This is a genomic window from Microvirga sp. GN3 (genome assembly GCF_055792825.1).
This window is the reverse complement of record NZ_JBVVAK010000104.1, coordinates 1-22,015: the sequence shown is the minus strand read 5'-3', so window position 1 is coordinate 22,015 and position 22,015 is coordinate 1. Positions and strand designations below refer to the sequence as shown.

The 22,015-nt window shown below is 61.6% G+C and carries 23 protein-coding genes and 1 pseudogene; 11 read left to right on the top strand and 13 right to left on the bottom strand.

The features are described 5' to 3' along the window. Positions 1-73: 73 nt before the first annotated feature. The 3 genes from ACS5Q1_RS33310 to ACS5Q1_RS33300 are packed head-to-tail and all read left to right on the top strand — an operon-like array spanning position 74 to position 2,790. Complete coding sequence (locus ACS5Q1_RS33310; RefSeq protein ID WP_473102228.1) at positions 74-1,042, top strand: carbohydrate ABC transporter permease; 969 nt, start codon at positions 74-76, stop codon at positions 1,040-1,042. Positions 1,043-1,052: 10 nt separating this feature from the next. Next, the gene (locus ACS5Q1_RS33305; protein WP_473102227.1) at positions 1,053-1,925 is read left to right on the top strand and encodes a carbohydrate ABC transporter permease; all 873 of its coding nucleotides are present in this window, start codon (positions 1,053-1,055) and stop codon (positions 1,923-1,925) included. 49 nt (positions 1,926-1,974) lie between these two features. Further along, complete coding sequence (locus ACS5Q1_RS33300) at positions 1,975-2,790, top strand: sugar phosphate isomerase/epimerase family protein (protein ID WP_473102226.1); 816 nt, start codon at positions 1,975-1,977, stop codon at positions 2,788-2,790. A gap of 77 nt (positions 2,791-2,867) precedes the next feature. Here the strand turns inward: ACS5Q1_RS33300 and ACS5Q1_RS33295 are convergent. The 6 genes and pseudogenes from ACS5Q1_RS33295 to ACS5Q1_RS33270 all read right to left on the bottom strand — a co-directional run. Continuing rightward, positions 2,868-3,287, bottom strand: a pseudogene (locus ACS5Q1_RS33295) (transposase); the annotation flags it as partial. A 180-nt stretch (positions 3,288-3,467) separates the two neighbouring features. Further along, positions 3,468-3,992 carry a gamma carbonic anhydrase family protein gene (locus ACS5Q1_RS33290; RefSeq protein ID WP_473102225.1) on the bottom strand — a complete coding sequence of 175 codons (525 nt, stop codon included), beginning with the start codon at positions 3,990-3,992 and terminating at the stop codon, positions 3,468-3,470. A 38-nt stretch (positions 3,993-4,030) separates the two neighbouring features. Beyond that, entirely contained in the window at positions 4,031-4,540 is a 510-nt protein-coding gene (locus ACS5Q1_RS33285) for a dioxygenase family protein (RefSeq protein ID WP_473102224.1), read from the bottom strand. A 168-nt stretch (positions 4,541-4,708) separates the two neighbouring features. Continuing rightward, positions 4,709-5,320 (bottom strand): protocatechuate 3,4-dioxygenase subunit alpha, encoded by a 612-nt coding sequence (gene pcaG, locus ACS5Q1_RS33280; protein WP_473102223.1) that lies wholly within the window; start codon positions 5,318-5,320, stop codon positions 4,709-4,711. Positions 5,321-5,322: 2 nt separating this feature from the next. Next, on the bottom strand, positions 5,323-6,237 hold the full coding sequence (locus ACS5Q1_RS33275; protein ID WP_473102222.1) for a beta-keto acid cleavage family enzyme: 915 nt from the start codon (positions 6,235-6,237) through the stop codon (positions 5,323-5,325). An 11-nt stretch (positions 6,238-6,248) separates the two neighbouring features. Next, positions 6,249-7,595 carry an aspartate aminotransferase family protein gene (locus ACS5Q1_RS33270; protein ID WP_473102221.1) on the bottom strand — a complete coding sequence of 449 codons (1,347 nt, stop codon included), beginning with the start codon at positions 7,593-7,595 and terminating at the stop codon, positions 6,249-6,251. A 112-nt stretch (positions 7,596-7,707) separates the two neighbouring features. On the opposite strand from ACS5Q1_RS33270, the gene ACS5Q1_RS33265 reads away from it, so the two are divergent. Genes ACS5Q1_RS33265 through ACS5Q1_RS33235 form a run of 7 tightly spaced genes read left to right on the top strand, consistent with a single transcriptional unit; the run spans position 7,708 to position 14,308 of the window. After that, the gene (locus ACS5Q1_RS33265) at positions 7,708-8,886 is read left to right on the top strand and encodes a CaiB/BaiF CoA transferase family protein (RefSeq protein ID WP_473102220.1); all 1,179 of its coding nucleotides are present in this window, start codon (positions 7,708-7,710) and stop codon (positions 8,884-8,886) included. Continuing rightward, positions 8,883-9,788, top strand: coding sequence for an SMP-30/gluconolactonase/LRE family protein (locus ACS5Q1_RS33260; RefSeq protein ID WP_473102219.1), 906 nt, complete (start codon positions 8,883-8,885; stop codon positions 9,786-9,788). The genes ACS5Q1_RS33265 and ACS5Q1_RS33260 overlap by 4 nt, the downstream gene beginning before the upstream one ends. Further along, complete coding sequence (locus ACS5Q1_RS33255; RefSeq protein ID WP_473102218.1) at positions 9,785-10,684, top strand: dihydrodipicolinate synthase family protein; 900 nt, start codon at positions 9,785-9,787, stop codon at positions 10,682-10,684. Before ACS5Q1_RS33260 ends, ACS5Q1_RS33255 begins: the two co-directional genes overlap by 4 nt. A gap of 5 nt (positions 10,685-10,689) precedes the next feature. Continuing rightward, on the top strand, positions 10,690-10,995 hold the full coding sequence (locus tag ACS5Q1_RS33250; protein ID WP_473102217.1) for a (2Fe-2S)-binding protein: 306 nt from the start codon (positions 10,690-10,692) through the stop codon (positions 10,993-10,995). Then, the gene (locus ACS5Q1_RS33245) at positions 10,985-12,424 is read left to right on the top strand and encodes an FAD-dependent oxidoreductase (RefSeq protein WP_473102216.1); all 1,440 of its coding nucleotides are present in this window, start codon (positions 10,985-10,987) and stop codon (positions 12,422-12,424) included. The genes ACS5Q1_RS33250 and ACS5Q1_RS33245 overlap by 11 nt, the downstream gene beginning before the upstream one ends. Continuing rightward, a complete protein-coding gene (locus ACS5Q1_RS33240; RefSeq protein ID WP_473102215.1) occupies positions 12,421-13,518 on the top strand; it encodes an NAD(P)/FAD-dependent oxidoreductase in 1,098 nt (365 codons plus the stop codon). The genes ACS5Q1_RS33245 and ACS5Q1_RS33240 overlap by 4 nt, the downstream gene beginning before the upstream one ends. A 4-nt stretch (positions 13,519-13,522) precedes the next feature. Further along, positions 13,523-14,308 (top strand): SDR family NAD(P)-dependent oxidoreductase, encoded by a 786-nt coding sequence (locus ACS5Q1_RS33235; protein WP_473102214.1) that lies wholly within the window; start codon positions 13,523-13,525, stop codon positions 14,306-14,308. 90 nt (positions 14,309-14,398) lie between these two features. Here ACS5Q1_RS33235 and ACS5Q1_RS33230 read toward each other — a convergent pair whose 3' ends face one another. The 7 genes from ACS5Q1_RS33230 to ACS5Q1_RS33200 form a co-directional block, all read right to left on the bottom strand. Further along, the gene (locus ACS5Q1_RS33230; protein ID WP_473102213.1) at positions 14,399-15,232 is read right to left on the bottom strand and encodes an IclR family transcriptional regulator; all 834 of its coding nucleotides are present in this window, start codon (positions 15,230-15,232) and stop codon (positions 14,399-14,401) included. Between the two features lie 237 nt (positions 15,233-15,469). Continuing rightward, entirely contained in the window at positions 15,470-16,147 is a 678-nt protein-coding gene (locus ACS5Q1_RS33225; protein ID WP_473102212.1) for an amino acid ABC transporter permease, read from the bottom strand. Continuing rightward, on the bottom strand, positions 16,144-16,812 hold the full coding sequence (locus ACS5Q1_RS33220) for an ABC transporter permease subunit (protein WP_051455403.1): 669 nt from the start codon (positions 16,810-16,812) through the stop codon (positions 16,144-16,146). Before ACS5Q1_RS33220 ends, ACS5Q1_RS33225 begins: the two co-directional genes overlap by 4 nt. Before the next feature lies 1 nt (position 16,813). Then, positions 16,814-18,424: an FAD-dependent oxidoreductase gene (locus ACS5Q1_RS33215; protein WP_473102211.1), complete on the bottom strand. Its 1,611-nt coding sequence runs from the start codon at positions 18,422-18,424 to the stop codon at positions 16,814-16,816. A gap of 81 nt (positions 18,425-18,505) precedes the next feature. Next, the gene (locus tag ACS5Q1_RS33210) at positions 18,506-19,417 is read right to left on the bottom strand and encodes a substrate-binding periplasmic protein (RefSeq protein ID WP_473102210.1); all 912 of its coding nucleotides are present in this window, start codon (positions 19,415-19,417) and stop codon (positions 18,506-18,508) included. 385 nt (positions 19,418-19,802) lie between these two features. After that, complete coding sequence (locus tag ACS5Q1_RS33205; protein ID WP_473102209.1) at positions 19,803-20,582, bottom strand: SDR family NAD(P)-dependent oxidoreductase; 780 nt, start codon at positions 20,580-20,582, stop codon at positions 19,803-19,805. A gap of 17 nt (positions 20,583-20,599) precedes the next feature. Further along, complete coding sequence (locus ACS5Q1_RS33200) at positions 20,600-21,415, bottom strand: amino acid ABC transporter ATP-binding protein (protein ID WP_473102236.1); 816 nt, start codon at positions 21,413-21,415, stop codon at positions 20,600-20,602. 446 nt (positions 21,416-21,861) lie between these two features. On the opposite strand from ACS5Q1_RS33200, the gene ACS5Q1_RS33195 reads away from it, so the two are divergent. Next, a partial coding sequence (locus ACS5Q1_RS33195; protein ID WP_473102235.1) for a CoA-transferase occupies positions 21,862-22,015 on the top strand: 154 nt, incomplete at its 3' end.

Sequence of the window (22,015 nt, the reverse complement as noted above, 5' to 3'; positions counted from 1 at the left end):
CCTTCGATGCACGGGGCGCGGCGCAGGGATGCCGGATGCCGCGCCCCAACGTGGTCTCAGTGGAAGATACTTCATGAGCACGACCCTATCCGAGGCAGCTTCGCTTGAATCGGTCACCTCGCCCGAAGCCTACCCCCGCCGGCGCAAGGCTGTGGGGATCAATGCGCGCCAGAACGGCGCCGCCTTTCTGTTTCTGTCACCCTGGCTCATAGGCTTGGTGTTTCTGACACTCGGTCCGATCCTGGCATCGTTCTATCTGTCGCTGACCCGCTACGACATGTTCACGCCGCCGCAATGGCTGGGCTTGGATAACTACGTGAAGATGTTTGCCGAGGATGGTCGGTATTATCAGTCCTTGCGCGTCACGTTCACCTATGTGTTCCTTTCAGTGCCGTTGAAGCTGGCCTTTGCCCTCGGTATCGCCATGCTGCTCAACCGCGGCCTGAAGGGACTGGGTTTCTATCGTTCGGTTTACTATCTTCCCTCGCTGCTCGGCGGCAGTGTGGCCGTGGCCATCATGTGGCGGCAGGTCTTCGCCTATGACGGCATCATCAACCAGATCCTTCTGAAGTTCGGCATTGACGGACCGAGTTGGATCACGAGCACGGACTATGCGCTCTATACTCTGGTGGCGCTCGCCGTCTGGCAGTTCGGGTCCCCGATGGTCATCTTCCTAGCCGGCCTGAAACAGATTCCGCAGGATATCTACGATGCGGCGGAGGTCGATGGGGCCGGGCCTGTGCGCAAATTCTTCAGTGTCACGCTACCGCTTCTTACCCCGATCATCTTCTTCAACTTCGTGATGCAGATCATCGGAGCGTTCCAGGCATTCACACCCGCCTATATCATCAGCGGCGGAAAGGGAGGGCCCGCCGATGCGACGCTCTTCTACACGCTCTACCTTTACGAGCAGGCGTTCACCAACTTCCAGATGGGCTATGCTTCAGCCATGGCTTGGGTTCTCGTCGCAATCATTGGTATGGCGACAATCCTTTCCTTCCAGTCTGCCCGCTATTGGGTTCATTATGGCGACGAGCGCTAAGGATGCTGTCATGACCATCTCTTCCGTGCAGACGCGGGGAATGAAAAAACCAGCCACCCGTTGGCGCAGTATCATCGTACATGGTTTTCTGATCCTCGGCGCGCTGGTGATGATTTACCCGCTGCTCTGGCTGGCAAGCAGTTCGCTGAAGCCAGCCAATCTGATCTTCTCGGATCTCAGCCTCTGGCCCTCCAAACTCCGTTTGCAGAACTACATCGACGGCTGGCGTGGCGCGGCCTTGCCGTTCTCGTCCTTCTTCCTGAATTCCTTCATCGTTTCCGGCTTGGCGGTGGTCGGCAACGTCTTGGCCTGCAGCATGGTGGCCTACGCATTCGCCAGATTGAACTTCGTCTTCAAAAGGACGTTGTTCGCGCTGATGATGCTCACGATCATGCTGCCCCTGCACGCGACGCTGATTCCACAATATGCGCTGTTCTACAACCTCGGTTGGGTGAATACCTTCCTGCCGCTGACCGTGCCGAAATTCCTGGCGGTGGACTCGTTCTTCATCTTCCTGATGGTCCAGTTCATCCGCGGCATTCCGCGTGAGCTGGATGAGGCAGCCGTCATCGACGGTGCAGGACCGATTCGCATCTACTGGTCGGTGATTCTGCCACTTCTGACGCCGGCACTCGTGACCACGGCGGTGTTCTCCTTCATCTGGACCTATGAGGACTTCCTGTCGCCTCTGGTGTATCTCACCTCGATGGATCTCTACACCGTGCCGCAGGGGCTGAGTCTCCTCATGTCTTCGAAAGGCGCATCATCATGGGGGCCGCTGTTGGCCATGTCGCTGCTGTCGCTGGTTCCATTGTTCGTTGTGTTCTTCATTTTCCAGCGCCGTCTGATCGAAGGCATTGCAACGTCGGGCCTTAAAGGCTGAGGCCAGCGGCTACGATCACTCAATTCCGCTGCACCAAAGGGCCTATTCCATGGCGAATCATCCGATCTCTGTATTCACGAAACCTTGGACTGAGCCTTTACCGATTGTGACTGATAAAGTGGCGTCTCTGGGTTTGGATGGCATCGAGCTTCCCGTCCGGCCCGGCTATCAAGTGACACCTGAAAACGCCGCAGCCGGCTTGGCGGACGCAACCCGCGTACTGGGCGCAAGCGGGCTGAAAATCACCAGCGTTGCCAGCACGGCAGACGAAGCCATCATCGCCGCATGTGGTGACAACGGCATACCGCTGATCCGCATCATGGCGCCGATTGATCTCAGTATTGGTTATATCCGGTCGATCGAGAATTACCGCCGCCGGTTTGACGCATTGCTCCCGGCCCTGGACCGACACAGGGTCGCGATCGGCGTGCAGAACCACTATGGCTGCTTTGTCGGGAGCGCTGTTGGACTGCTCCACCTGATTGAGAAATATGATCCACACCACATTTGCGCGGTGCTCGACATGGCTCACTGCGCCGTTGATGGTGAGCCGACCGCGATGGCCGTCGATATCATCAAAGGCAAGCTCCATCACCAGGTCAACTTCAAGAGCGCCTATCACGCCCGGGTCAACGGACTGGAGGACGAGGCCGTGTACAAGGTCAAATGGACGACTCACCAACACGGAGGATATTCGTGGCGAGAGTTCGTCGATTGCCTGAAGAAGACCGAGTTCGCCGGTACCTTGTGCCTTCCCGCTGAGTATAGCGACCCAGAGGGCAAGCCACAGCGTATGGGGGACGATGTGATTCCCTACTTGAAGGAAGATTTAGCCCACCTCAGATCGCTTGTCGCAGATTGGTGAGGCCAAGGATACTCTGGGTTTGAGCGGGCACGCGGCGAAATTGTATTGGTTACTGCGGGGTGCTTTCACGTGAACTGAATGACCGCGCGGGTGAACAGGTTGAGCTTGCGGCACAGCACGACGAACTGCGCATACGCCGCACGAATGGCCGGGCCGTTGTCGCGGCGGAAGTCGGCGATGGTCTTGAAGTCGGGCGTCAGCCGGCCGGTCAGCCACATCAGCTCAAGATTGCGCTGGGTCTCGCGTTCCAGCCTCCGGCTCGACTGAATGCGGTTGAGATAGCCGTAGATATAGATCTTCAGCAAGGTGGCAGGATGATACGATGGGCGGCCCGTCACCTCCGGCACGATGCCGGCAAAGCCCAAGACCGCGAGGTCCAACTCGTCGATGAATGCCTCAACAATCCGAACGGGATTGTCTTCGGTCACATAGTCATCCAGGCAGTCAGGAAACAGGGTTGCCTGCCGACGGTCCTCACCCTCTACGAAACGCTTCATCTCGACCTCCGCCGACCACGATCAACTTAGCAGGTCAAAGCGTTTTCACACAGGCTGGACCCGAAGCCGACCTTGGTTCAGCTAATCAAGACAGGACCAGAGTAAATGGTCATGAATGGTCTCGCTGCCCTCTGTGCCGATGAAGGGATAGAGTATCCATCAGGGCCATTTCGACGAACGTTAGCGTATCGGGATGAGGTGAGCCCGATAGAGGCGCACTTTCTCAACGTACGTCTCTGCCGACCGGCGGAGGCGGGCAATGGCACTCTCATCCAAAAGCCGAACGACTTTTCCAGGCGCTCCAACCACCAGGGAATTGTCCGGGATCACCTTGCCTTCGGTCACGAGCGCGTTGGCACCGATCAAGCAGTTGCTGCCGATCCGTGCGCCGTTCAGGATCGTCGCCCCCATACCCACGAGGGTGTTCTCGCCGATCGTGCATCCATGGAGCATGGCTTTATGCCCGATGGTGCAGCCATCACCGATCGACAGAGGGAACCCGCGGTCGGTGTGAAGGACAGCATTGTCCTGTATGTTGCTGCGGCTTCCGACGGCGATGATCTCGTTATCGCCCCGCAACACGGCACCAAACCAAGTGCTTGCTTCGACATCGAGATCGACTTCGCCGATCAACACGGCAGTATCTGCGACCCATGCCGTTTCGTGGACGCGGGGCGACATTCCGTTAAGGCTATATAGCGGCATGGATGATACTGTGTTGGGGTGCGACGATCCTGATGTCTTTATTCGAAGAACGTCGGGTTGCGCCCGCCGACGACGATGTCGAAGCGATACCCGCGAGCCACGTCCGTTCCAATCGTGTCGTAGACCACACCGACATTGCGTTCGAACGCATCTCCCGTGAGGATCCGCATCGGATCGCTGTCGTTGTACGGATCATTGGGAAAGTACATCTGGGTGACGAGCCGGTTCGTTCCGCCGCGGAGGGACATATGGATGTGCTTCGGCCGCCAACGGCCGATATCCGGCCGCGCCAGGTATGCTCCGGGGCTGATCGTCCAGAAGCGGTACTGCCCGTTCTCATCCGTGAGGACGCGCCCAAGCCCCAGGAAGTTCGGATCCAGTTGCAGCCCCGAATGATCCTCGACATGCGCATAGCGCCCGAACTTGTTGGCGTTCCAGATCTCCAGGAGAACGCCACGTTGAGGGCGCCCGAACTCATCCGTCACCGTTCCCGTCACTTCGATCGGTTCGCCGAGGGCCCGGGGGCGATCCGGAGCAATGCGGGTCATGTCATTCTCCCCGGCACGCAATCCAGGCTGCACACGGGAGTAGGGGACAAACGACTGTCGGGCTGCCTCCGGTATGAGGCGAAGCGGCTGACGCGGCGTCCGCTGATCAGAGGTATTGTCGGTGGGCCCAATTTCGAGCTTCCGGCCAAACGATTCCATGGTCCGCTCCTAGCTTGATAGATCGTCGAAGAATGGAGTTTCGCCATCACCGGCCATGATGATGTCGATGACGTAAACTTCCGTACCGTCGCTCTGCCGTCCGTCGTGTCGAGCCGTCAGTCGGGTGCGCAACCCGGGTGGCAACGAGAGGAGGAGCGGGTCCCTCTCGTTGCTTGGCTCATCCTCGAAAAATATCTGCGTAACGATGCGGCTGATCCCGTCCGAGAAGATCGTGACGGTGATGTTCGGGGCGCGCTCGCCTTCACTCGATCTGCCGGGTTTGATCGTCTTGAGCGCAAAGGTGCCGTCGGCACTTCGGCAGCGCGCGTAACCGTCAAACCAGGGGTCGATATCCGGGTGATCAACGGTCGCCGGAGTTCTGTAGACCCCGGCGGCGTTGGGCTGCCAGAACTCGATCAAGGCACCATTGGCTGCCATGCCGTGGCGGTCAAGGAGCCTGCCGCGCAGGATGATCCTTTGCCCGTTCGGGCGGAAAACCATGCCTTGATGATGGAACGTGAGGTCCATGCGATCGTCATCGCAGAACGGGATTGGGAAGTAGGGCCCGATCGTATCCTCATTCGTGGGAAGCCGACGGTTGCCTTTGTCATTGTCCATCATCTCTAGCCACCTGTTGTTGCAGCCGGAACAGTCTTCTGTATCTGGCCGATCCCGAGGATCTCGCGGGCGTCCGCCGGAGTCGCGATCTCGCCGCCGAGCTGATCGACGATGTGCACTGCCTTCTCGACCAGTTGGGCATTGTCGCGGCAAAGCTCGCCTTTGCGGATATACAGGTTGTCCTCCATGCCGACACGGACACGGCCGCCCAGGAGAAACGCCTGGGCCAGGATCGGGAACTCGTGCCGTCCGATGCCGAAGGCGGCCCATTGGCAGTCCTCGGGCAACTGCGAGACAAGATAGGCCAGGGTCTCGGGATTGGCGACCGCTCCGTAGCGCACGCCCAATACGATCTGAACCATGAGCGGGCCGACGAGAATGCCCTGCTCGAGGAAGTGCTTGGCCATGTGCAGGTCGCCGGAGTCGAAGATCTCGATCTCGGGCTTCACGCCCGCCGCATAGATCCGCTCGGCCATGATGGAGACGTTGCGGGGAGAGTTGATGACCGCTGCCTGCCCCGACCACATCGTATTGAAGTCGAGCGTGCAGATTTCAGGTTTCAGCTTTTCCACGTGCGAAACGCGCATCTGTGGATCGCACAGGGTCGAACCGGCTGCTGCAACCTGCGGATTGTCATCCGAGGGTACGAAGCGCCCTCCTTCGCCCGTCGTCAGGTTGAGGATGATCGTATCGTTCTTCTCGCGGATGCGCCCTACCACCTCATCGTAGAGGGCGAAGTCCATGGATCCTCTTCCCGTTCTCGGGTCGCGCACGTGGAGGTGGACGATGGCTGCGCCTGCCTTGGCTGCGTCGAGCGCCGCGTTGGCGATTTGCTCCGGCGTGACGGGCAGTCCCGGATGCTGATCAGGACGCGTCAGGTTGCCCGTCACCGCGCAGGTCACGATCGTTTTTCGTGCCATTGGTGCCCCCTTCAAGCCGCCAAGGATGCATTCGACAGGCAGTGCTCAAGCGTCCGATCAAGGGTATCGATGATGGCCATCAATTGCTCCTCGGTTACGTCATAGGTCGGCGCAAGCAGAACATGGTCTCCAAGCTCGCCGTCCACACATCCAGATGCTGGATAGCACAACAGGCCGTTCTCCTGCGCGGTTGCCTTGATCGTGGCAGCGAGGCAGGCGGATGCGGGGAATGGTTCCTTGCTGGTGCGATCCGCAACCAGCTCAAGCGACCAGAACAACCCCCGCCCACGGATGTCGCCGACGTGGCGATGCTGTCCGAACCGCTGCTTCAGCAGCTTGGACAGGAGCTCACCTTTCTGGCGTACATTTTCCAGCAGGTCGTTGGCCTCAATGGTCTTGAGAACGGCCAATGCGCCTGCGCAGGCGACCGCATGACTCATGTAGGTGTGACCGTTCCAAAGGCTGCCCGAGCCTTGAAGGATGGCCTGGATAACCTTTCCGCCTCCCATGACGGCGGCGATCGGCTGGTAGCCGGCTCCCAGCCCCTTGGCCATCGTGATGATATCCGGGGCGATCCCCTCCTGCTCCAAGGCGAACAGCGTGCCGGTCCGTCCCATGCCGCACATCACCTCGTCGGCGATCAGCAACACGCCGTACTTGTCGCAGATTTCGCGGATGCGCTTGAAATATCCCGGAGCGGGCGGAACCGTGCCGAGCGTGGCGCCCGACACGGGCTCGACGACGAAGGCCGCGACCGTTTCGGGGCCAAGGCACAGGATCTCGTCCTCGAGATGGTTCGCCGTGCGCACGCCGAACTCTTCCTCGGTCTCGTCGTCCCGCTTCAAGCGATAGGTATAACAGGCCGGCGTCCTGGCAACATCGATCAAGAGTGGCTGATAGGGCGCGCGACGCTGGCGGTGGCCGCCCACGGCCAGGGCACCGAGCGTATTGCCGTGATACGCCATCTCGCGGCCGATGATGTGGCCGCGCTCCGGATTGCCGCGCTCGACATGGAATTGGCGGGCAAGCTTGAGGGCAGCCTCCATGGCCTCCGAACCGGAGCCGAGAAACATGACGCGTCCGGCTCCGAACCCTTCCGGGGCACGTGCCACCAGGAATTCGGCCAGTTCCTCGGCCGGCTCGTTGGTGAAGAACCCGGTATGGGCATAGGCGACTTCGTCCAACTGGTTCTTGATTGCCTGGATGACCGCCGCATTGCTATGGCCCAGCGCCGAGACGGCAGCGCCGCCACACGCATCAAGATACCTCTTGCCCGACTGGTCGTAGAGATACGCGCCTTCGCCCCGAACAACAGTCGGCACCTGCGTCACTAAGTTACGGTGGAGAACTGCGCTCATCGGCTGAACACTCTCGGATTATCGGGTTGCGTTGGGCTTTTATTTTGATATACAAAACACAAGACAGGATATAAAACAAGTGCCGGGGAGCATCGGATGCGGAGGCAGATCGTTGTCGAAGCCATTTGAGGGGATCAAAGTCCTTGATCTCACGCACGTATTGGCGGGTCCGTTCTGTGCCTGGCAGTTCGCCCTGCTCGGCGCCGACGTCATCAAGATCGAGCAGGTCGGTGCTCCCGATTGCGCACGGGGGCGCGGACCCGACCCCGTTCAGAACGCCGCTTTGCGCGGCCTCAACTACCAGGTCCAAGGCTCCAACAAGCGCGCCATCGCCCTGGATCTCGCAACTGCGCCGGGCCGGGCGATCCTCGGGACCTTGATCAGGTCGGCGGATGTCCTGATTGAGAATTACCGCACCGGGGCGCTCGAGGCGCTCGGCTTCGGTTACGCCGCCGTTGCACGCCTCAATCCGGAAATCGTTTACTGCTCGATCACGGGGTTCGGTGGCGAAGGGCCACGCGCGACCGAACGGGCCTACGATAACGTCATACAGGCGGCCAGTGGCGTGATCACGCAATCGGGTGGGGCGAAGCCGGGCGTTTCCTTTGTCGATTACACGTCGGGCTATAACGCAGCGTTCGCCATCAGCGCGGCGCTGTTCCGGCGTCAACGGGAGGGGCGGGGGAGTCACATAACCTGCTCGATGTACGAGACGGCGCTGTTGACCATGGCCCCCGAGCTTGCCGCCGCACTTTCTCCCGTGCAAACGAAGCGGGACAAGGAGGCGGGCATCGCCTCATATGAAACCGCTGACGGCACGCTGATGCTCGGCGCCTTCACTCCCAAGCAGAACGCTCGCCTATGGGCGGCCCTGCGCGAAGCCGGCTTCGACAGCCAGGATTTCGAGGAGACACCTGACTGGGAGGCGCTGTGGGCGAAAGCGGCCGCAATGCGCGCCGCCCTGGCGACCATCTTCAGGACGAAGGATGCCCGGACGTGGACGCAATGGCTCCACGGGGTCGGGCTGCCCGGAGCCCCGGTCACCACGCTTGCTGAGGCCGCCCGCGATCCGCAGCTTGCAGCGCGCGGCTTTCTCCAGCCGGTAGATGCTGGGACGGGCGACACTCATGCTCCGGTCGTCCCCGTCGCCGCCTACCGCTTCGCCGAGGACGGTGCCACGATCGAAAGGCCCGCCCCCGGCTTCGGCGAACACACCGACGAGGTTCTCGCGGAACTTGGATTCAGCACGGAAGAGATCGCGGGTTTGCGGGGGCAGGGGGTCGTTGCATGATGGGGTATCCTCCGATCATCGTTGCCGAGCGCTTCACGCGGCTGCCGATGGAGTACCACTATACCGGCGAGCCGAACGCCTGGGTCCGAATGACACGGCCCGGCCAGCGCCTTCATTCCTTTCTCGAGGGACCCTGTTTCGACAAGAGCGGGGCGCTCTGGGTCACGGATGTCCCCTATGGTCGGGTCTTCCGCATCGGTCCGACCGGCCGTTGGGAACTCGCCCTCGCCTATGATGGCGAGCCGCATTCCATCAAGCTCGACAAGAACGGCGGCTTCCTGATCGCCGACTATCGCAAGGGATTGCTGCGCTTCGACGCGAACGCGAAGACGACGTCGCTGATCGCGGATGGCATCAATTCCGAGCGCTTCCGTGGCCTCTCCGATCTGGCGGTTGCGCCCGATGGCGATCTTTGGATCACCGATTCCGGCCGCACGAGCCTCAGCGACCCGACCGGGAGGGTGCTGCGCTATCGGGCTGATGGCACGCTCGACCTCATCCTGGCCAATGTCCCATATCCCAACGGCATTGCCGTGTCGCCCAACGGCTCGTTCGTCTACGTCGCGGCCACGCGCGCGAACGCCGTCTGGCGATTCCTGGCCAATGCGCCCGATCCGGTGTTCCCCATGGTGGGTACGTACATCCAGCTCTCCGGCGGCCTGGGACCCGACGGCCTCGCAGTGGCCGATGACGGATGCCTTGCTGTGGCTCACGCACAGGCAGGACGTGCTTACGTGTTCGATGAGCTCGGTGACCCGATCGCCCAGGTTCGTGTCCCGGAAGGCCTGTGGGTGACCAGCCTCGCCTTCGGGGGCGTGAACCAGAACCTGCTTTACATCGTGGAGGCCCAGACCGGCTCCATCTACCAGGCCGATCTGTCCGAACTCAGAGGATCAAAATGACGATGACCAAAGACGACCTGAATGGCTTCGTGCCTGCCATTGTCACGCCGTTCACCGAGACGGGGGAGATCACGGAGGACGGCTTTGTCGAGATCTTCGAGTGGCTGATCGGACAGGGCGCGACCGCCATTTGCATCGCCGGCGACAATGGTGAGAGCTGGGCACTTTCGGCGGAGGAGCGCGGCCGGCTGACCCGGATCGCCGTCGATCGGTCGCAGGGGCGCGTCAAGGTCATTACGGGGTGCTCGGCACCCACCCTCAGGGGGAGCGTTGCCTACGCCCAGGCGGCGCAGGAGAACGGCGCGGACGCGCTGCTCTCAATGCCGCAGACCTATGTTCTCAAGGCGACCCGGGACGAATTGCTGCACCGTTTCGACGGACTGGCCAGGAACGCCGATTTGCCGATCGTCGCGTACAACTCGCCCCGGCGGGCGGGCCTGGAGCTCTCGATCGACGACATCGGAGCGATCCTCGACGCCGCACCGGTGATCGGCGTCAAGGAGTCGAGCCGGGACTTCTTCCATCACACGCATCTGATCAACAGGTTTGCGCACCGCATGTCGATCATGGTCGGTCCATGCCATTACATCGTGCCAGGGATCGCGCTGGGTGCTCACGGCTTCATCGCGACAGGACCTGAATTCCTCGGTCCGGATGCCGCTCGCATCACTTCCCTTGCGCGTGAGAAGCCAACCACCCATACGGCCTCACTGCACTACAAGCTGACCCGCCTCTACGAGCTGTTGATGGGTACGTCCACCTGGCCGGCCTCCTTCAAGGCAGCCCTGAACCTTATCGGACTGCCAGCCGGGGTGCCGCGCGACCCGGTTTCGCCAGCAACGCCCGCCGATATCGAGAAGATCAAGGCGGTCTTCACCGAGCTCGAGATAGGGTGAGGACCATGGGTGCGGAGCTGCGCGCTTCCGAAGGCATCCATCGCAGTCCGCGCGTGACGTTCTATTTCGCGGGCAGGCCGGTGCAGGGGCATGAGGGTGAGAGCGTCGCGGCGGCGCTGTATGCCGCCGGGATCCGGCACCTGCGCGATGCGCTCCGCGACGGAGCCCCCCGGGGCATGTTCTGCGCGATGGGAATCTGCCAGGAATGCCTGGTCGAGATCGATGGGCACCGACTGGAAGCCTGCCGCGCGAGCGTAACTGCTGGCCTCGACGTGAAGCAGGTGACATCGGGGATCTCCGATGGGCTTTGAGTTCGATCTGGCGATTGTTGGTGCCGGTCCTGCCGGGGGCGCTGCCGCCCAGGCTGCCGCGCGATACGGCCTGCGCACGGTCCTGCTCGACGAACAGCCGAAGGCAGGCGGGCAAGTGTGGCGAGCACCCTCCGCCGCGGTCCTTGCGGCACCGTCGACCCCCGAGAAACGGGAAGGCGACCGCCTCCGCAGGGAGCTTGCGGGAGCCAACGTTCAATTCCTGAGCCGGACCCGGGTCTGGCACATCGAGCGCAACGATGCCGGATGGCGCCTCGGCGTCGTCGCACCGTCCGGATCAGCTTCGGTGACGGCACGCGGCCTCGTCATTGCCTCGGGTGCGCAGGAACGCGTCATCCCGGTGCCTGGCTGGACCCTGCCCGGCGTCATTGGACTTGCCGGGGCTACGACCCTGTTCAAGCAGGAAATGATCGTGCCCGGACGCAACACCATTGTCGCCGGATGCGGTCCGCTCCTGTTTTATGTTGCGATGGAAATCCTCCGCCTCGGTGGAAGAGTCGCAGCCGTCGTTTCCCTCAACAGCCGGGCGAACTGGGCACGGGCATTGCCCGCAATGACCGCGCGCCCGGATCTGCTGATGCGCGGTGCCCACTGGATGCTGAGCCTGGCCCGCGCCGGCACGCCGATTTACTGGCAGCACGCAGTTGTGAAGATAACCGGTACGGACACCGTCGAGCAGGCGACCGTGGTGCCGGTTGACGACGACTGGGCCCCAAGGAGCGGGTCTGCGGAGACTGTCATCGACGCCGATAGTGTGTGTCTCGGCCATGGTCTGGCGCCATCGGTCGACGCTTGTAGATTGGCCGGTGCCGACCTGGCCTACCGTCCCGAGCTCGGCGGCTGGGTGCCGGTTGCCGACACGAACGGTCAAACATCCATCCCGAGCTTGTGGGCTTGTGGGGACGGAGCCGGGATACGTGGCGTCGGTGCAGCTCCGCTGAGCGGGCAACTGGCTGCGCTCTCAGCCGCGGTCGCGCTCGGGACGGTTGCCGAACCGGATGGCCGGAGCGAGCAAAAACGCTTGGCCAATGCCTTCGCAAAGGCGAGCCGATTTGGAGAGGCGATGACGAGGCTGACCATCATGCGTGATGGATTGGTCCAGGCAATCACGCCGGAAACGGTGGTGTGCCGCTGCGAGAGCGTCACCCGCGCCGACGTCGTCGCGGAAATCCAGGCGGGTGCAGCATCACAGAACGCAATCAAGTCCGGGACCAGGCTCGGAATGGGCCCCTGCGGCGGAAAATTCTGCGGCGAGGCGGCCGCCATGCTGAACTGCGCGGTGACTGGCCGCCGGCGGGCCGAACTTGAACTCCCCACCGCCCGCCCACCCTTGCGGCCGGTGCCGATCGACGCCCTCACGGGGGACTTCGACTACGACAGTCTTCCGATTCCTGCACCGGCACCGCTATGACGGCACGAGCTTACGATATTGCCATTGTCGGCGGCGGGATCATGGGATGCGGAACAGCTCTCGGTCTCGCCAAGGGAGGCATGCGCCCGATCGTTCTCGAGCAGGATGACGTCGGGCAAGGCGCCTCGGGTGTGAACGCGGGCACGCTGTCCTTGCAGATCAAGCGTGTCAAGCTGATGCCCTATGCACTCAGGGGCCATCATGCCTGGGAGGCCATGGGTGAAGCGGTTGGGTTCCACAAGACCGGCGGCTATACGCTGGCGTTCAACGAACGCGAGGCAACCCTCCTCCACGAACGCATGGAGCTCAAGCGCGAGGCGGGCGCGCCGATCACCTTCGTGTCACTCAATGAGCTGGCGGCGCGGGAGCCTTCGCTGTCGCGCAGGGTCGTCGCGGCAAGTTACTGCCCCGAGGACGGTTATGCGAACTCATCCCTTGCCGGCCAGTACTATCGCAGGATGCTTAGGGAAGCCGAAATACCATGGCGCGACCGGACCCGGATCACCTCAATCGATGCCACGGGAACTGGTTTCATCCTTCGCGCCGGGGAGGAAGTCTTTCATGCCCGGCGTCTGCTGCTTGCTTGCGGCGGCTGGCTGAAGGATGCCTGTGAGATGATCGGGGTTTCCTTGCCGGTTCGCGCCCGGGTCAACACGGTGTCCGTTACCGAGCGCGGGCCGCGCCTCGTGGGTTCGGTCATCGGTCATGCCACGGGGCTGCTGACCCTCAAGCAGAAGCCGAACGGAACGGTCCTGATCGGCGGAGGCTGGCAAGGGGAGGGTACACCTCGGGATGGGCGAGGGCGCGTGGCACTGAGTACCGTCGTGCCCAACTTGCAGCTCGCGCAGTTTGCCGTGCCCGAGCTCAGGAACCTGCGGGTGGTGCGGTCCTGGACCGGCTTCGAGGCAAACGTCCCGGACTTCTATCCGTTGGCGGGTGCCGCGCCGGGGGTGAAGAACGCCTTCATCCTGGGCTGCGTGCGGGGCGGCTTCACGATCGGGCCCTACATCTCGCAACTCATGGCTGATTTCATCCTCGGGCGCGAGCCCGAGCTGCCTCTCTTCGATCCCGGCCGAACGTTCAATCTGGAGTGAAGCCTTGACGATCAACATCGACAATCGAATGCGCCTCGATGGAAAGACCGCCGTCATAACAGGAGGCGGCAGCGGGATCGGTGCCGCCTGCGCCGCCGTATTCGCTTCCGCAGGCGCGCACGTCGTCCTGGCGGGACGTCGACTCGAAGCCGTGGAGCGGATCGCGCAGGAAATCGGCGGAACAGCCGTCGCGTGCGATGTCACGGACTACGCGCAAGTCGTTTCCCTCTTTGAGCGGGCGCGGGCTGTGTCCGGCTCCGTGGACGTGCTGGTCAACAACGCCGGCATCCCAGGACCGGTCGCGCCGGTTGCCGAGGTGGATCTCGATGCCTGGCGGCAATGCATCGACATCAATGTCTTCGGCGCCCTTCATTGCATGAAGGTCGCGGCCCAGATCATGCGTGAGCAGGGGAGCGGTTCCATCGTGAACATGTCCTCGCTCATGGGGATCCAGGGTTACCCGATGCGGACGGCATACAGCGCCTCGAAGTTCGCGCTGATCGGAATGACCGAGGCGGCGGCGCGTGAGCTTGGACCCTATGGCGTGCGCGTGAACGCGCTGCTCCCCGGGGCGGTGTCCGGAGAGAACATGGATCGGATCATTGCCCGCCGGTCCGCGGCTGAGCAGAGACCTGCCGAGGAGATCATCAAGCAGAACTACACCGACCCGTCAGCCCTCAAGCGCTGGGTTGATCCGATCGAGGTTGGGTACGCAGCGCTTTACTACGCATCCGATGCATCCTCCGCGACGACCGGCGACAAGATGAAGGTGGATTGCGGACGCTTTTGATGCAAGGTCGCCAGCGGCTCATCCATCCATGCGCCGCTGGCATCAACCTGGTGAAGGGCTTCGGCGAGTGACCTTCACCTTCCGGTCGGCCTAGCTGCCAATCCCGATCTTTCCAGAGTATCCGAGCCTGGCGGAGATACGCTCGGCCGCACTGATCACCTCACGCGCGTACCGTGTTTCCAGTGCATCGAGGTCAAAGGCCGAGTCAGGCCCCGATATGTCGATTGCCGCGACCACCTTGCCATCCCGGTCCAGGACTGGCGCCGCGATCGAACTGCCCCCCGCCTCCAGGATACCCCGACTGATGACGCACCGTTGATCCGAGATCTGCGCGATCCGCGCGGCGAGTTCTGCGGCGGTTGCCGGGGTCTTGTCGGTGAACCGCTTGAGCGGACCGGAGCCGAAGAGGCGGGTGAGTTCACGGCTTGAAAGATCGGACAGGAGGAGCCATCCCATGGGCGAGGCATAAGCCGGGACACGGGAGCCGACATTCATGTTGCTGAGAAAGCCCGACCGGGTCTGGATGCAGCTCAGGTAAAGCACGTTCTGCTCGTCACGAATGGCGAGATGGGCCGAAACCGATGTCTGATCCCGCAAAAGCTCAAGGTCCGGGCGGGCGATCTCGATGATGTCCTGGGAGGCCAGGTAGGCGAAGCCTATGTTGAGAACACGGGGCCCAAGGGTGAACAGCTTCGATGTGCCGTAATCCTCGAGGAATCCCATGTACTTCAATGTGTACACAAGCCGGAAGGTCGACGACCGGGTTATGCCGAGTTCCGCTGCAATCTCGGTGATGCTGACCGGCTTCTGGGCCCGGGCGACCATTTCCAGCGCAAGGAGCCCACGGTGGAGCCCTGGGACGAAGTAAACGCCGTGATTCTTGTTTTCAGGCGTACCATCAGCATCGAAAGGAATGTTGTCCATAGGAACCTCGAAGGGGCGCGCACTCGAACCGCGTGAAGCATTTTGAGCGCGAGCGCGACCGCTATCACGGGGCCATCTTATTTTGTGCATAATACGTCGTTCATTGAATAAAACTTCCTGGGGCTTGTGGCAAATCCATTCTTAGCGAAGAGAGCTGCCGCGACGGGGTTACGATGAGTGCCGCTCCGGAGGCCAGTTGAGCCACCTTCTCGTTTTCCGGTTCGAGCCTCGCCCGGCCTATGGCGTCTTCAGGCGCCGTTCCACGATTCCACTGAGCCAGGACAATGCGAAGACGATGCCGACGTAAATGACGGCCACGGTGGTAAGGAGCTCAAACTGGCGGTAGCTCACGCTTGCTGCGCGCTGCGCCTCGTACATGATGTCCGGAACGCCGATCACGCCGACGATCGCACTGTCCTTGACGACCAGGATGAGCTGGTTGGCGAGTGCAGGCACGGCCTGGCGCATGGCTTGCGGCAGTATAATGTCGAAAAACCTATACCATCTCGAGAAGCCGAGCGCCTCCGAAGCCTCGAACTGTCCGCGGTCGACGCTGTCGAAGGCCGCCCTGTAGATCTCGGCCACGTAAGCGCTGTTCAGCAGTGTTACCGAGAGAATCGCTGCGGTCAGCGGGCTGATCGCCATCGCCGAAAACGCAGCCAACCCGAAGTACAGGAAGAGGATGTAGACATAGAGCGACAGGGATCGAAAGAGCTGGATGTAAATGAACGCAAGAGCCTGCAACCATCGAATAGGCGACCGCCGCAAAATCACGACAAGCAGCCCGAGTACCAGGGATGCGGCGTATGAGGTGACCGTCACGATCGCGGTATAGCGCAGTCCGACGAGAAGCGCAGGCAGTTTCTGCCAGACGGGAGCCCATTGGGCTGCAAGGTCGGTGAGGATCTCGGTCATGGCAGCCTCAATTTCCGTTCGAGTGTCAGGAACATGAGAGAAAACAGGAACACGAGCGTGATCAGGATGAGTGCCACCGACGCGAAGGCCTCAAAGGGTCGATAGAAGGTCACGCTCATTTCCTGGGCATGGAAGACCATTTCGGGCACGGCGATGGCAGCGGCGAGGGTCGCGCCTTTCAGTTGGCCAACGAAGATATTGCCCAGAGGAGGGATCACGACCCTGATGACCTGAGGCAGCAGCACATCGAAGTACCGTCGCCCACGGCTCAGGCCTATGGCGTCCGCGGCCTCGAGCTGTCCGGCATCGATGCTCATGAAGCCTCCGCGGAAGATTTCCGCGGTCTTCCCGGAATCGGTGAGCGCGAGTGCGATGATGGTGCAGGTGATGGCAGAGAGTGCAAGGTCCAGAGCGGTTGCGACGCCGAAGTACAACCACAGCAGCAGGACGTAGAACGGGATCCCTCGCGTGACCTGGATGTACCCATAGGCCGCACCCGAGAGGATTCGCGACTTGCTCGCGCGAGCGCCCACAATGAGCAGCCCTAAAACGCATGCCGCGATCGTCCCGAAGATCGCCATGTAGATGTCCAGCAAGGCCCCCTTTGCGAGAAGGGGCCATCGATCGAGCACGAAGCTCCAATCGAGTTCGGGAGTTCGGTTCATCTCATGCTCCCATGTCAGTCATGGTTTGAGCGGCCATCCTGCCGGCGAACAAGGCGCCCGTCATGGCAGGCCCGAGGGAGCCGCCTGTCCCTGGATAACCAGGGCCCATCAGGCTGGCGGCGACATTGCCACAGGCGAACAGGCCCGGGATGGTGCTGCCGTCAAAGCGCAATACACGCCCTTCCTCATCCGTCATGAGACCACCTTTGGTGCCGTTGTTTCCGTGGTGTATCGGAATTGCGAAGTACGGAGGGGAGCTGATCGGCCCCAGGCACGGATTCGGCATATGCTTTGGATCCCCGTAGGTCCGCCCGTGCCTGTCCGCTCCCCGTCCAAAATCCCTGTCCTCTCCCTCCAGGGCCTGGGCGTTGAAGCGGCCCAGGGTTGCCTCCAGGGCACTTGGCTCGATGCCCAGCCGCTGCGCCAGCGCAGGAAGGGTGTCCCCGCGCTCGAACCAGTCCGGGGCCGGGTCGGAGGGTTTCACGTTCAGGACCTGATACCGCTCCTTGAAGCCCGCATCGAAGATCAGCCATGCCACCTTGTTGGGAAAGGTGTAGCGGCCCGGATCGAAGGCTTGGAACGCTTTCCCGAGGTCGTGGTAGGAGCTCGCCTCGTTGACGAAGCGATGGCCGGACCCGTTCACGAGAATCGAGCCCGGCAAGGCAAGCTCTCTGACGATGTTCCGGATCAGCGGTTTCCCATCCCACTCCTCGCCTGGCACCATGGCGGCGGCCGTCCACCACGCCTGATCCATGTGGGCTACGCCAGCCCCCAGCCGCAGGCCGATCACCAGGCCGTCGCCTTCGTTCCAAGGGGGAGACGTGGGGGCATCATCCGCGGGTGAGAGGAACGCTTCCTTCAACTGCCTGTTCCACTCGAAGCCTCCGCTGGCAAGGATCACTCCTGCCTCAGCGTGGATTTCGTGCTCTTCGCCGGCCTCCACCCAACGACAGCCGGTGATCCTGCCTCCGCTCGAGAGCACGTCCGCCAGGCGGGCGTCGGTTCTGAACGTCACGCCTTGGGCAATGCAGGCATGGACGAGCCCCGCAACGAGGGCGGCGCCCTGCGTCCGAACCCCGCGGCTGCGCCTGTCGGCGAGATCAGCTTCGCTCAGCCCTTCGCGAGCTTCGCGTGAGGTGACGGGGCTGCGGACCGGTGATGTTCGGATGACGCTTGCCCAATGCCCCAGATGGGCCGTTTCGTATGGAAGCGGCTCGAATGCCCGTCCGTCACGGGCTCCGGGAAAATCAGGGTGGTAGTCAGGACGGTCAACCCGGAAGAACTCCAGGTCGGTCCGGCGTTCGAGGAATTCCAGAAGCGAAGGCGATCGATTGACGTAGACAGCGAGGTGTTCAGCCGAAACCTGACCCAAGGTCACATGGGAAAGGTAAGTGATGGCCTCATTCGCGTCATCGGGAAGGCCTGCGCGCGACATCAGGGCATTCAACGGGGACCAGATCTGCCCGCCCGAGATGGCGCTTGTCCCGCCAAGCAGCGGGGACCGCTCGAGCACGAGCACCTTCGCTCCCTGAATGCTGGCCGAGAGCGCGGATACGAGACCTGCGGCTCCGGAGCCAGCGACCACGACGTCGAAACTGCGGGCAGTGGGCATAGCAATCGCCGTTCACGTTTGAAGCATTCCGGTGTGGCGATCGCCACCCTGTGGCGATCGCCCAGTAAGCCGAGGCTTCGATCAATTCGTTCGGATAGGTTGGCCTCCCGGTCCGACCGCAACGGTTTGCAGTTTATGCTTGTCGCGGCTTGCCACCCCGACAAAGCGCTCATACAGAGTCTCGAGCGTGCCGAGCGCTGCATGATACGCCATCCAATTGTTGAGCCAGTTCAGGGTCTTCAGATCGCCCTGCCGGATGAAGTAGCTCGTGCTTTCCAGGAACAAGGGGCCTGTCGGCAGGAGCTTGAAGCGTGCGCCAGCGTCCAATGCCCGGATTACGCTGGAGGACGATTGCACGGAGGCATCGGCCCTGCCGGAGACGACCTCGTTGATCGCATCGGTTGCGGAGGGGAAGGTGGCGAACTGTGCCTTCGGGAACCTGCGGCGCGCGACTGGGAGCTGCGATGTGCCCTGAAGCACGGCAAATCTCACGGTGTCCGAATTCAGCTCTTCCGGCTTCTGGATACTGGAGTTCTGCTTCAGGAGGACGTAGATTGGCGCATAGAAGGCAGGTACGTCCGTGAAGTCGCCTCGCAGTGCGCGGGCGGGCAGTTTGGTGACAGGTTCGATGATGTCGCACCGGCCGGACTCGAGCAGAGCGAACAACTGACCGAAGGGTACCTCGACATACTCAATCTCGATTCCATCGCCGAGATCCGCGGCCAGCAGCTTGGTGAGCTCGACCGTGTATCCCGTAGGCTCGTTGGTGCTGGGATCCCGGAACTGCATTGGCGGCGTGCCGAACTCGTAGCCGATGACGATCTTCTTGTTCTTGATCCACTTGTCGATCACCGGCTCATTCGTCGTTTGCGCAACGGCCTCGCTGGACAAGGTCGATGCCAGGGCCACGCCCGCACCGGCGGCGACTGCGCCTCCGAGGAGGAGAGCGCGGCGGCTTTGAGCGATGCCACTCTGATGGTCTGTTCTCTTCACGGGTCCCTCCTGTTTATAAGAGTAACATCTGTTTACATGCAAAACGACGCCTCGTCAAACATTTACAGCGCGCCAAGCCTCAACCTTTCTAAGTCTATCGCCTGCATCGCCCCATAGTATGGCTTGATTGACCGTTGTCATGCCGCGCCTACTCAAGCAAAGTAAATTCATTGACGTCGTTGTGATGACAATGCTGCCAATCGCTCTCGATGAATCTACGCTGGAAACCAAAATGGTTGGCTAGATATGCCTATTTGTACATGTCTCACCTTCGCAGAAATCTTGTCCTCTCACGCCGAGTTGGGGCACGAGGTCGTTCCATTGCCCCGAGGTGCCTTCACGTCCTCAAGTAGACCGGATCTGTCCGACACGGAGAATTGTGCAGCTAGACGATGGTGTATCCTCCGTCGACGACCAATGCCGCCCCGGTGATGTAGCTTGCCTCTTTCTCGCTCGCGAGGAACAGGATCGAGCGAGCCACTTCCTCGTAGCGTCCTTCGCGACCCATCGGGATCAGCCCGTCCGCCCGTTTGGAGCGCTGAACGAGCATCTCTCCGGTCATGTCCTGTCGCCGGTCGGTCATGACGGCCTCGAGGATCCCCGGGCAGATGCAGTTGGATCGGATGTTCGATGTCGCGTAGTCCCGGGCAATGGATTTCGTCAGATGGATCAACGCTGCCTTCGAGATTCCATAGACCGACTCCTGGGAGGAGGCGGTAATCCCGGCAATTGACGCGGTGTTCACGATCGATCCTCCGCCGCCAGCCAGCATCGCGGGAACCGCCTGCTTGCAGAACAGGTATGCCGACTTCAGGTTGACCGCGATGACCTGGTCCCAGAGTTCCTCGCTCGTGTCCGGGAGGGCTTTGGCATCCCAAGGATCGATCGCTGCGTTGTTCACGAGCACGTCGAGACGCCCGAAGACATCGAGGGCGCGATTGATGGCCGCCGCCGCAGTCTCGCGTCGCGATACGTCACCGGGCACGATCTCCACGGATGCGCCGCTCGCCTTCAGGGATTGGGCGGTCTTCTCCAGGGACGAAGCGTTGAGGTCGACCAGAACGAGCCGGGCGCCTTCCTCGGCAAACTGGCGCGCAGCCTCGGCACCCAGCCCGGACGCGCTGCCCGTCACCACCACGACCTTGTCAGTAAAACGTTGGTTCATATCGCTTCTCGGATGCTTTACGCTGCGAGTACGGATTTCAGGAAAGACTGGGTGCGCTCGTTCCGCGGATTTCCGATCACATCCCGTGCGGGGCCTTCTTCCACAATGACGCCGTGATCCATGAAGACGACCCGATCGCCGACCTCACGCGCAAACGCCATCTCGTGCGTGACGACGACCATCGTCATGCCCTCACTCGCCAATCGCTTCATCTCGTCCAGGACGCCGCCTCGCAGTTCGGGATCAAGAGCCGACGTCGGTTCATCGAAAAGCATGACAGTCGGCTTCATCGCCAATGCGCGGGCGATTGCAACACGTTGCTTCTGCCCGCCGGAGAGCTGGCTCGGATAGGAGTCCGATTTGTGGCCCAGGCCGACCCGCTCGAGTTCACGCTGAGCGATTGACTGCGCCTCTTCCTGGGACAGCTTCTTGACCCGCCTCAGTCCGAGCGTGACGTTCTCGATTGCGGTCTTGTGCGGGAACAGGTTGAACTGCTGGAACACCATGCCAATCTGACTGCGCAACTGCTGAAGCATCTTCTGGTCCGCGCGTCCATCGGGCCAGATGCCCTTCTCATTGGGCCGCCAAGCCTTGCCCTGGAAGGTCATTTCTCCCCGATCGAATGGAGCCAGCAGGTTCATACAGCGTAGCAGCGTGCTCTTGCCTGAGCCGCTTGGGCCGATCAGTACGAGAACCTCCCCTTGGTGGAGGTCCAGATCGACGCCCTTCAGGACATGGAGCGGCTCAGCGCTCTGTCTCAAGAAGGACTTCTCGATACCTCTGAGGGTCAGGAGCGGGCCACCTGCGCTTTGTCGGCCAAGCCTCCCGACCATGGATAGAGTTTCGTTCGGCACCGATAGGTTCCTCCTCATTTTATGTATATATCAGCTTGTTTATTATACGGAAATATGTTTTGCATATCAACACGAATATACTTTAGGCAAACGACTCATGCTTTGCGCCCGTTGGCCAGGGCTCAAGCTTTTGCATGAATTCATGGTAGGGAATTGCACCGCTTGCTGGGGAGCGCGGAGTGGTGGAACCGGACGCATCTGGCACGACGTGTCCGGGCGGCCGCAAAAACGAGCACCGCTGAACATGCCGGACTATCCCCTACGTACGAACCACTCCTACCAGGAGCAAAGGTTCGTCCGAACGCGGCAAGGCAAACCGCTCCCCCACTTCGGACCGAACGCCTGCCGCAAACATCCGGCGGGTGCAGTGCTGCGCCCCCAGGTTCCTCTGAGAAATCATTCGGCAATCAGCGAGAGATCCGAGCATGTCATTCAAGGTTTATGGCAGTCCCGCTGCAGCGCTGGCTGGAGCGGTCAAGGATGGCATGACCATCATGGCCGGCGGTTTCGGCCTGTGCGGCATTCCGGAGACGCTGATCGAGGCGATCCGTGATTCGGGGGCGAAGGACCTGACCTTCA

Bases quoted from the DNA above. Each gene is read 5' to 3' on its own strand.
- ACS5Q1_RS33275 (WP_473102222.1), bottom strand. From the start codon at position 6,237: ATGGCACGAAAAACGATCGTGACCTGCGCGGTGACGGGCAACCTGACG.
- ACS5Q1_RS33270 (WP_473102221.1), bottom strand. From the start codon at position 7,595: ATGAGCGCAGTTCTCCACCGTAACTTAGTGACGCAGGTGCCGACTGTT.
- ACS5Q1_RS33200 (WP_473102236.1), bottom strand. From the start codon at position 21,415: ATGGTCGGGAGGCTTGGCCGACAAAGCGCAGGTGGCCCGCTCCTGACC.
- pcaG (WP_473102223.1), bottom strand. From the start codon at position 5,320: ATGATGGACAATGACAAAGGCAACCGTCGGCTTCCCACGAATGAGGAT.
- ACS5Q1_RS33240 (WP_473102215.1), top strand. From the start codon at position 12,421: ATGACGGCACGAGCTTACGATATTGCCATTGTCGGCGGCGGGATCATG.
- ACS5Q1_RS33230 (WP_473102213.1), bottom strand. From the start codon at position 15,232: ATGGACAACATTCCTTTCGATGCTGATGGTACGCCTGAAAACAAGAAT.
- ACS5Q1_RS33310 (WP_473102228.1), top strand. From the start codon at position 74: ATGAGCACGACCCTATCCGAGGCAGCTTCGCTTGAATCGGTCACCTCG.
- ACS5Q1_RS33225 (WP_473102212.1), bottom strand. From the start codon at position 16,147: ATGACCGAGATCCTCACCGACCTTGCAGCCCAATGGGCTCCCGTCTGG.
- ACS5Q1_RS33205 (WP_473102209.1), bottom strand. From the start codon at position 20,582: ATGAACCAACGTTTTACTGACAAGGTCGTGGTGGTGACGGGCAGCGCG.
- ACS5Q1_RS33290 (WP_473102225.1), bottom strand. From the start codon at position 3,992: ATGCCGCTATATAGCCTTAACGGAATGTCGCCCCGCGTCCACGAAACG.
- ACS5Q1_RS33260 (WP_473102219.1), top strand. From the start codon at position 8,883: ATGATGGGGTATCCTCCGATCATCGTTGCCGAGCGCTTCACGCGGCTG.
- ACS5Q1_RS33250 (WP_473102217.1), top strand. From the start codon at position 10,690: ATGGGTGCGGAGCTGCGCGCTTCCGAAGGCATCCATCGCAGTCCGCGC.
- ACS5Q1_RS33220 (WP_051455403.1), bottom strand. From the start codon at position 16,812: ATGAACCGAACTCCCGAACTCGATTGGAGCTTCGTGCTCGATCGATGG.
- ACS5Q1_RS33215 (WP_473102211.1), bottom strand. From the start codon at position 18,424: ATGCCCACTGCCCGCAGTTTCGACGTCGTGGTCGCTGGCTCCGGAGCC.
- ACS5Q1_RS33245 (WP_473102216.1), top strand. From the start codon at position 10,985: ATGGGCTTTGAGTTCGATCTGGCGATTGTTGGTGCCGGTCCTGCCGGG.
- ACS5Q1_RS33285 (WP_473102224.1), bottom strand. From the start codon at position 4,540: ATGACCCGCATTGCTCCGGATCGCCCCCGGGCCCTCGGCGAACCGATC.
- ACS5Q1_RS33305 (WP_473102227.1), top strand. From the start codon at position 1,053: ATGACCATCTCTTCCGTGCAGACGCGGGGAATGAAAAAACCAGCCACC.
- ACS5Q1_RS33255 (WP_473102218.1), top strand. From the start codon at position 9,785: ATGACGATGACCAAAGACGACCTGAATGGCTTCGTGCCTGCCATTGTC.
- ACS5Q1_RS33300 (WP_473102226.1), top strand. From the start codon at position 1,975: ATGGCGAATCATCCGATCTCTGTATTCACGAAACCTTGGACTGAGCCT.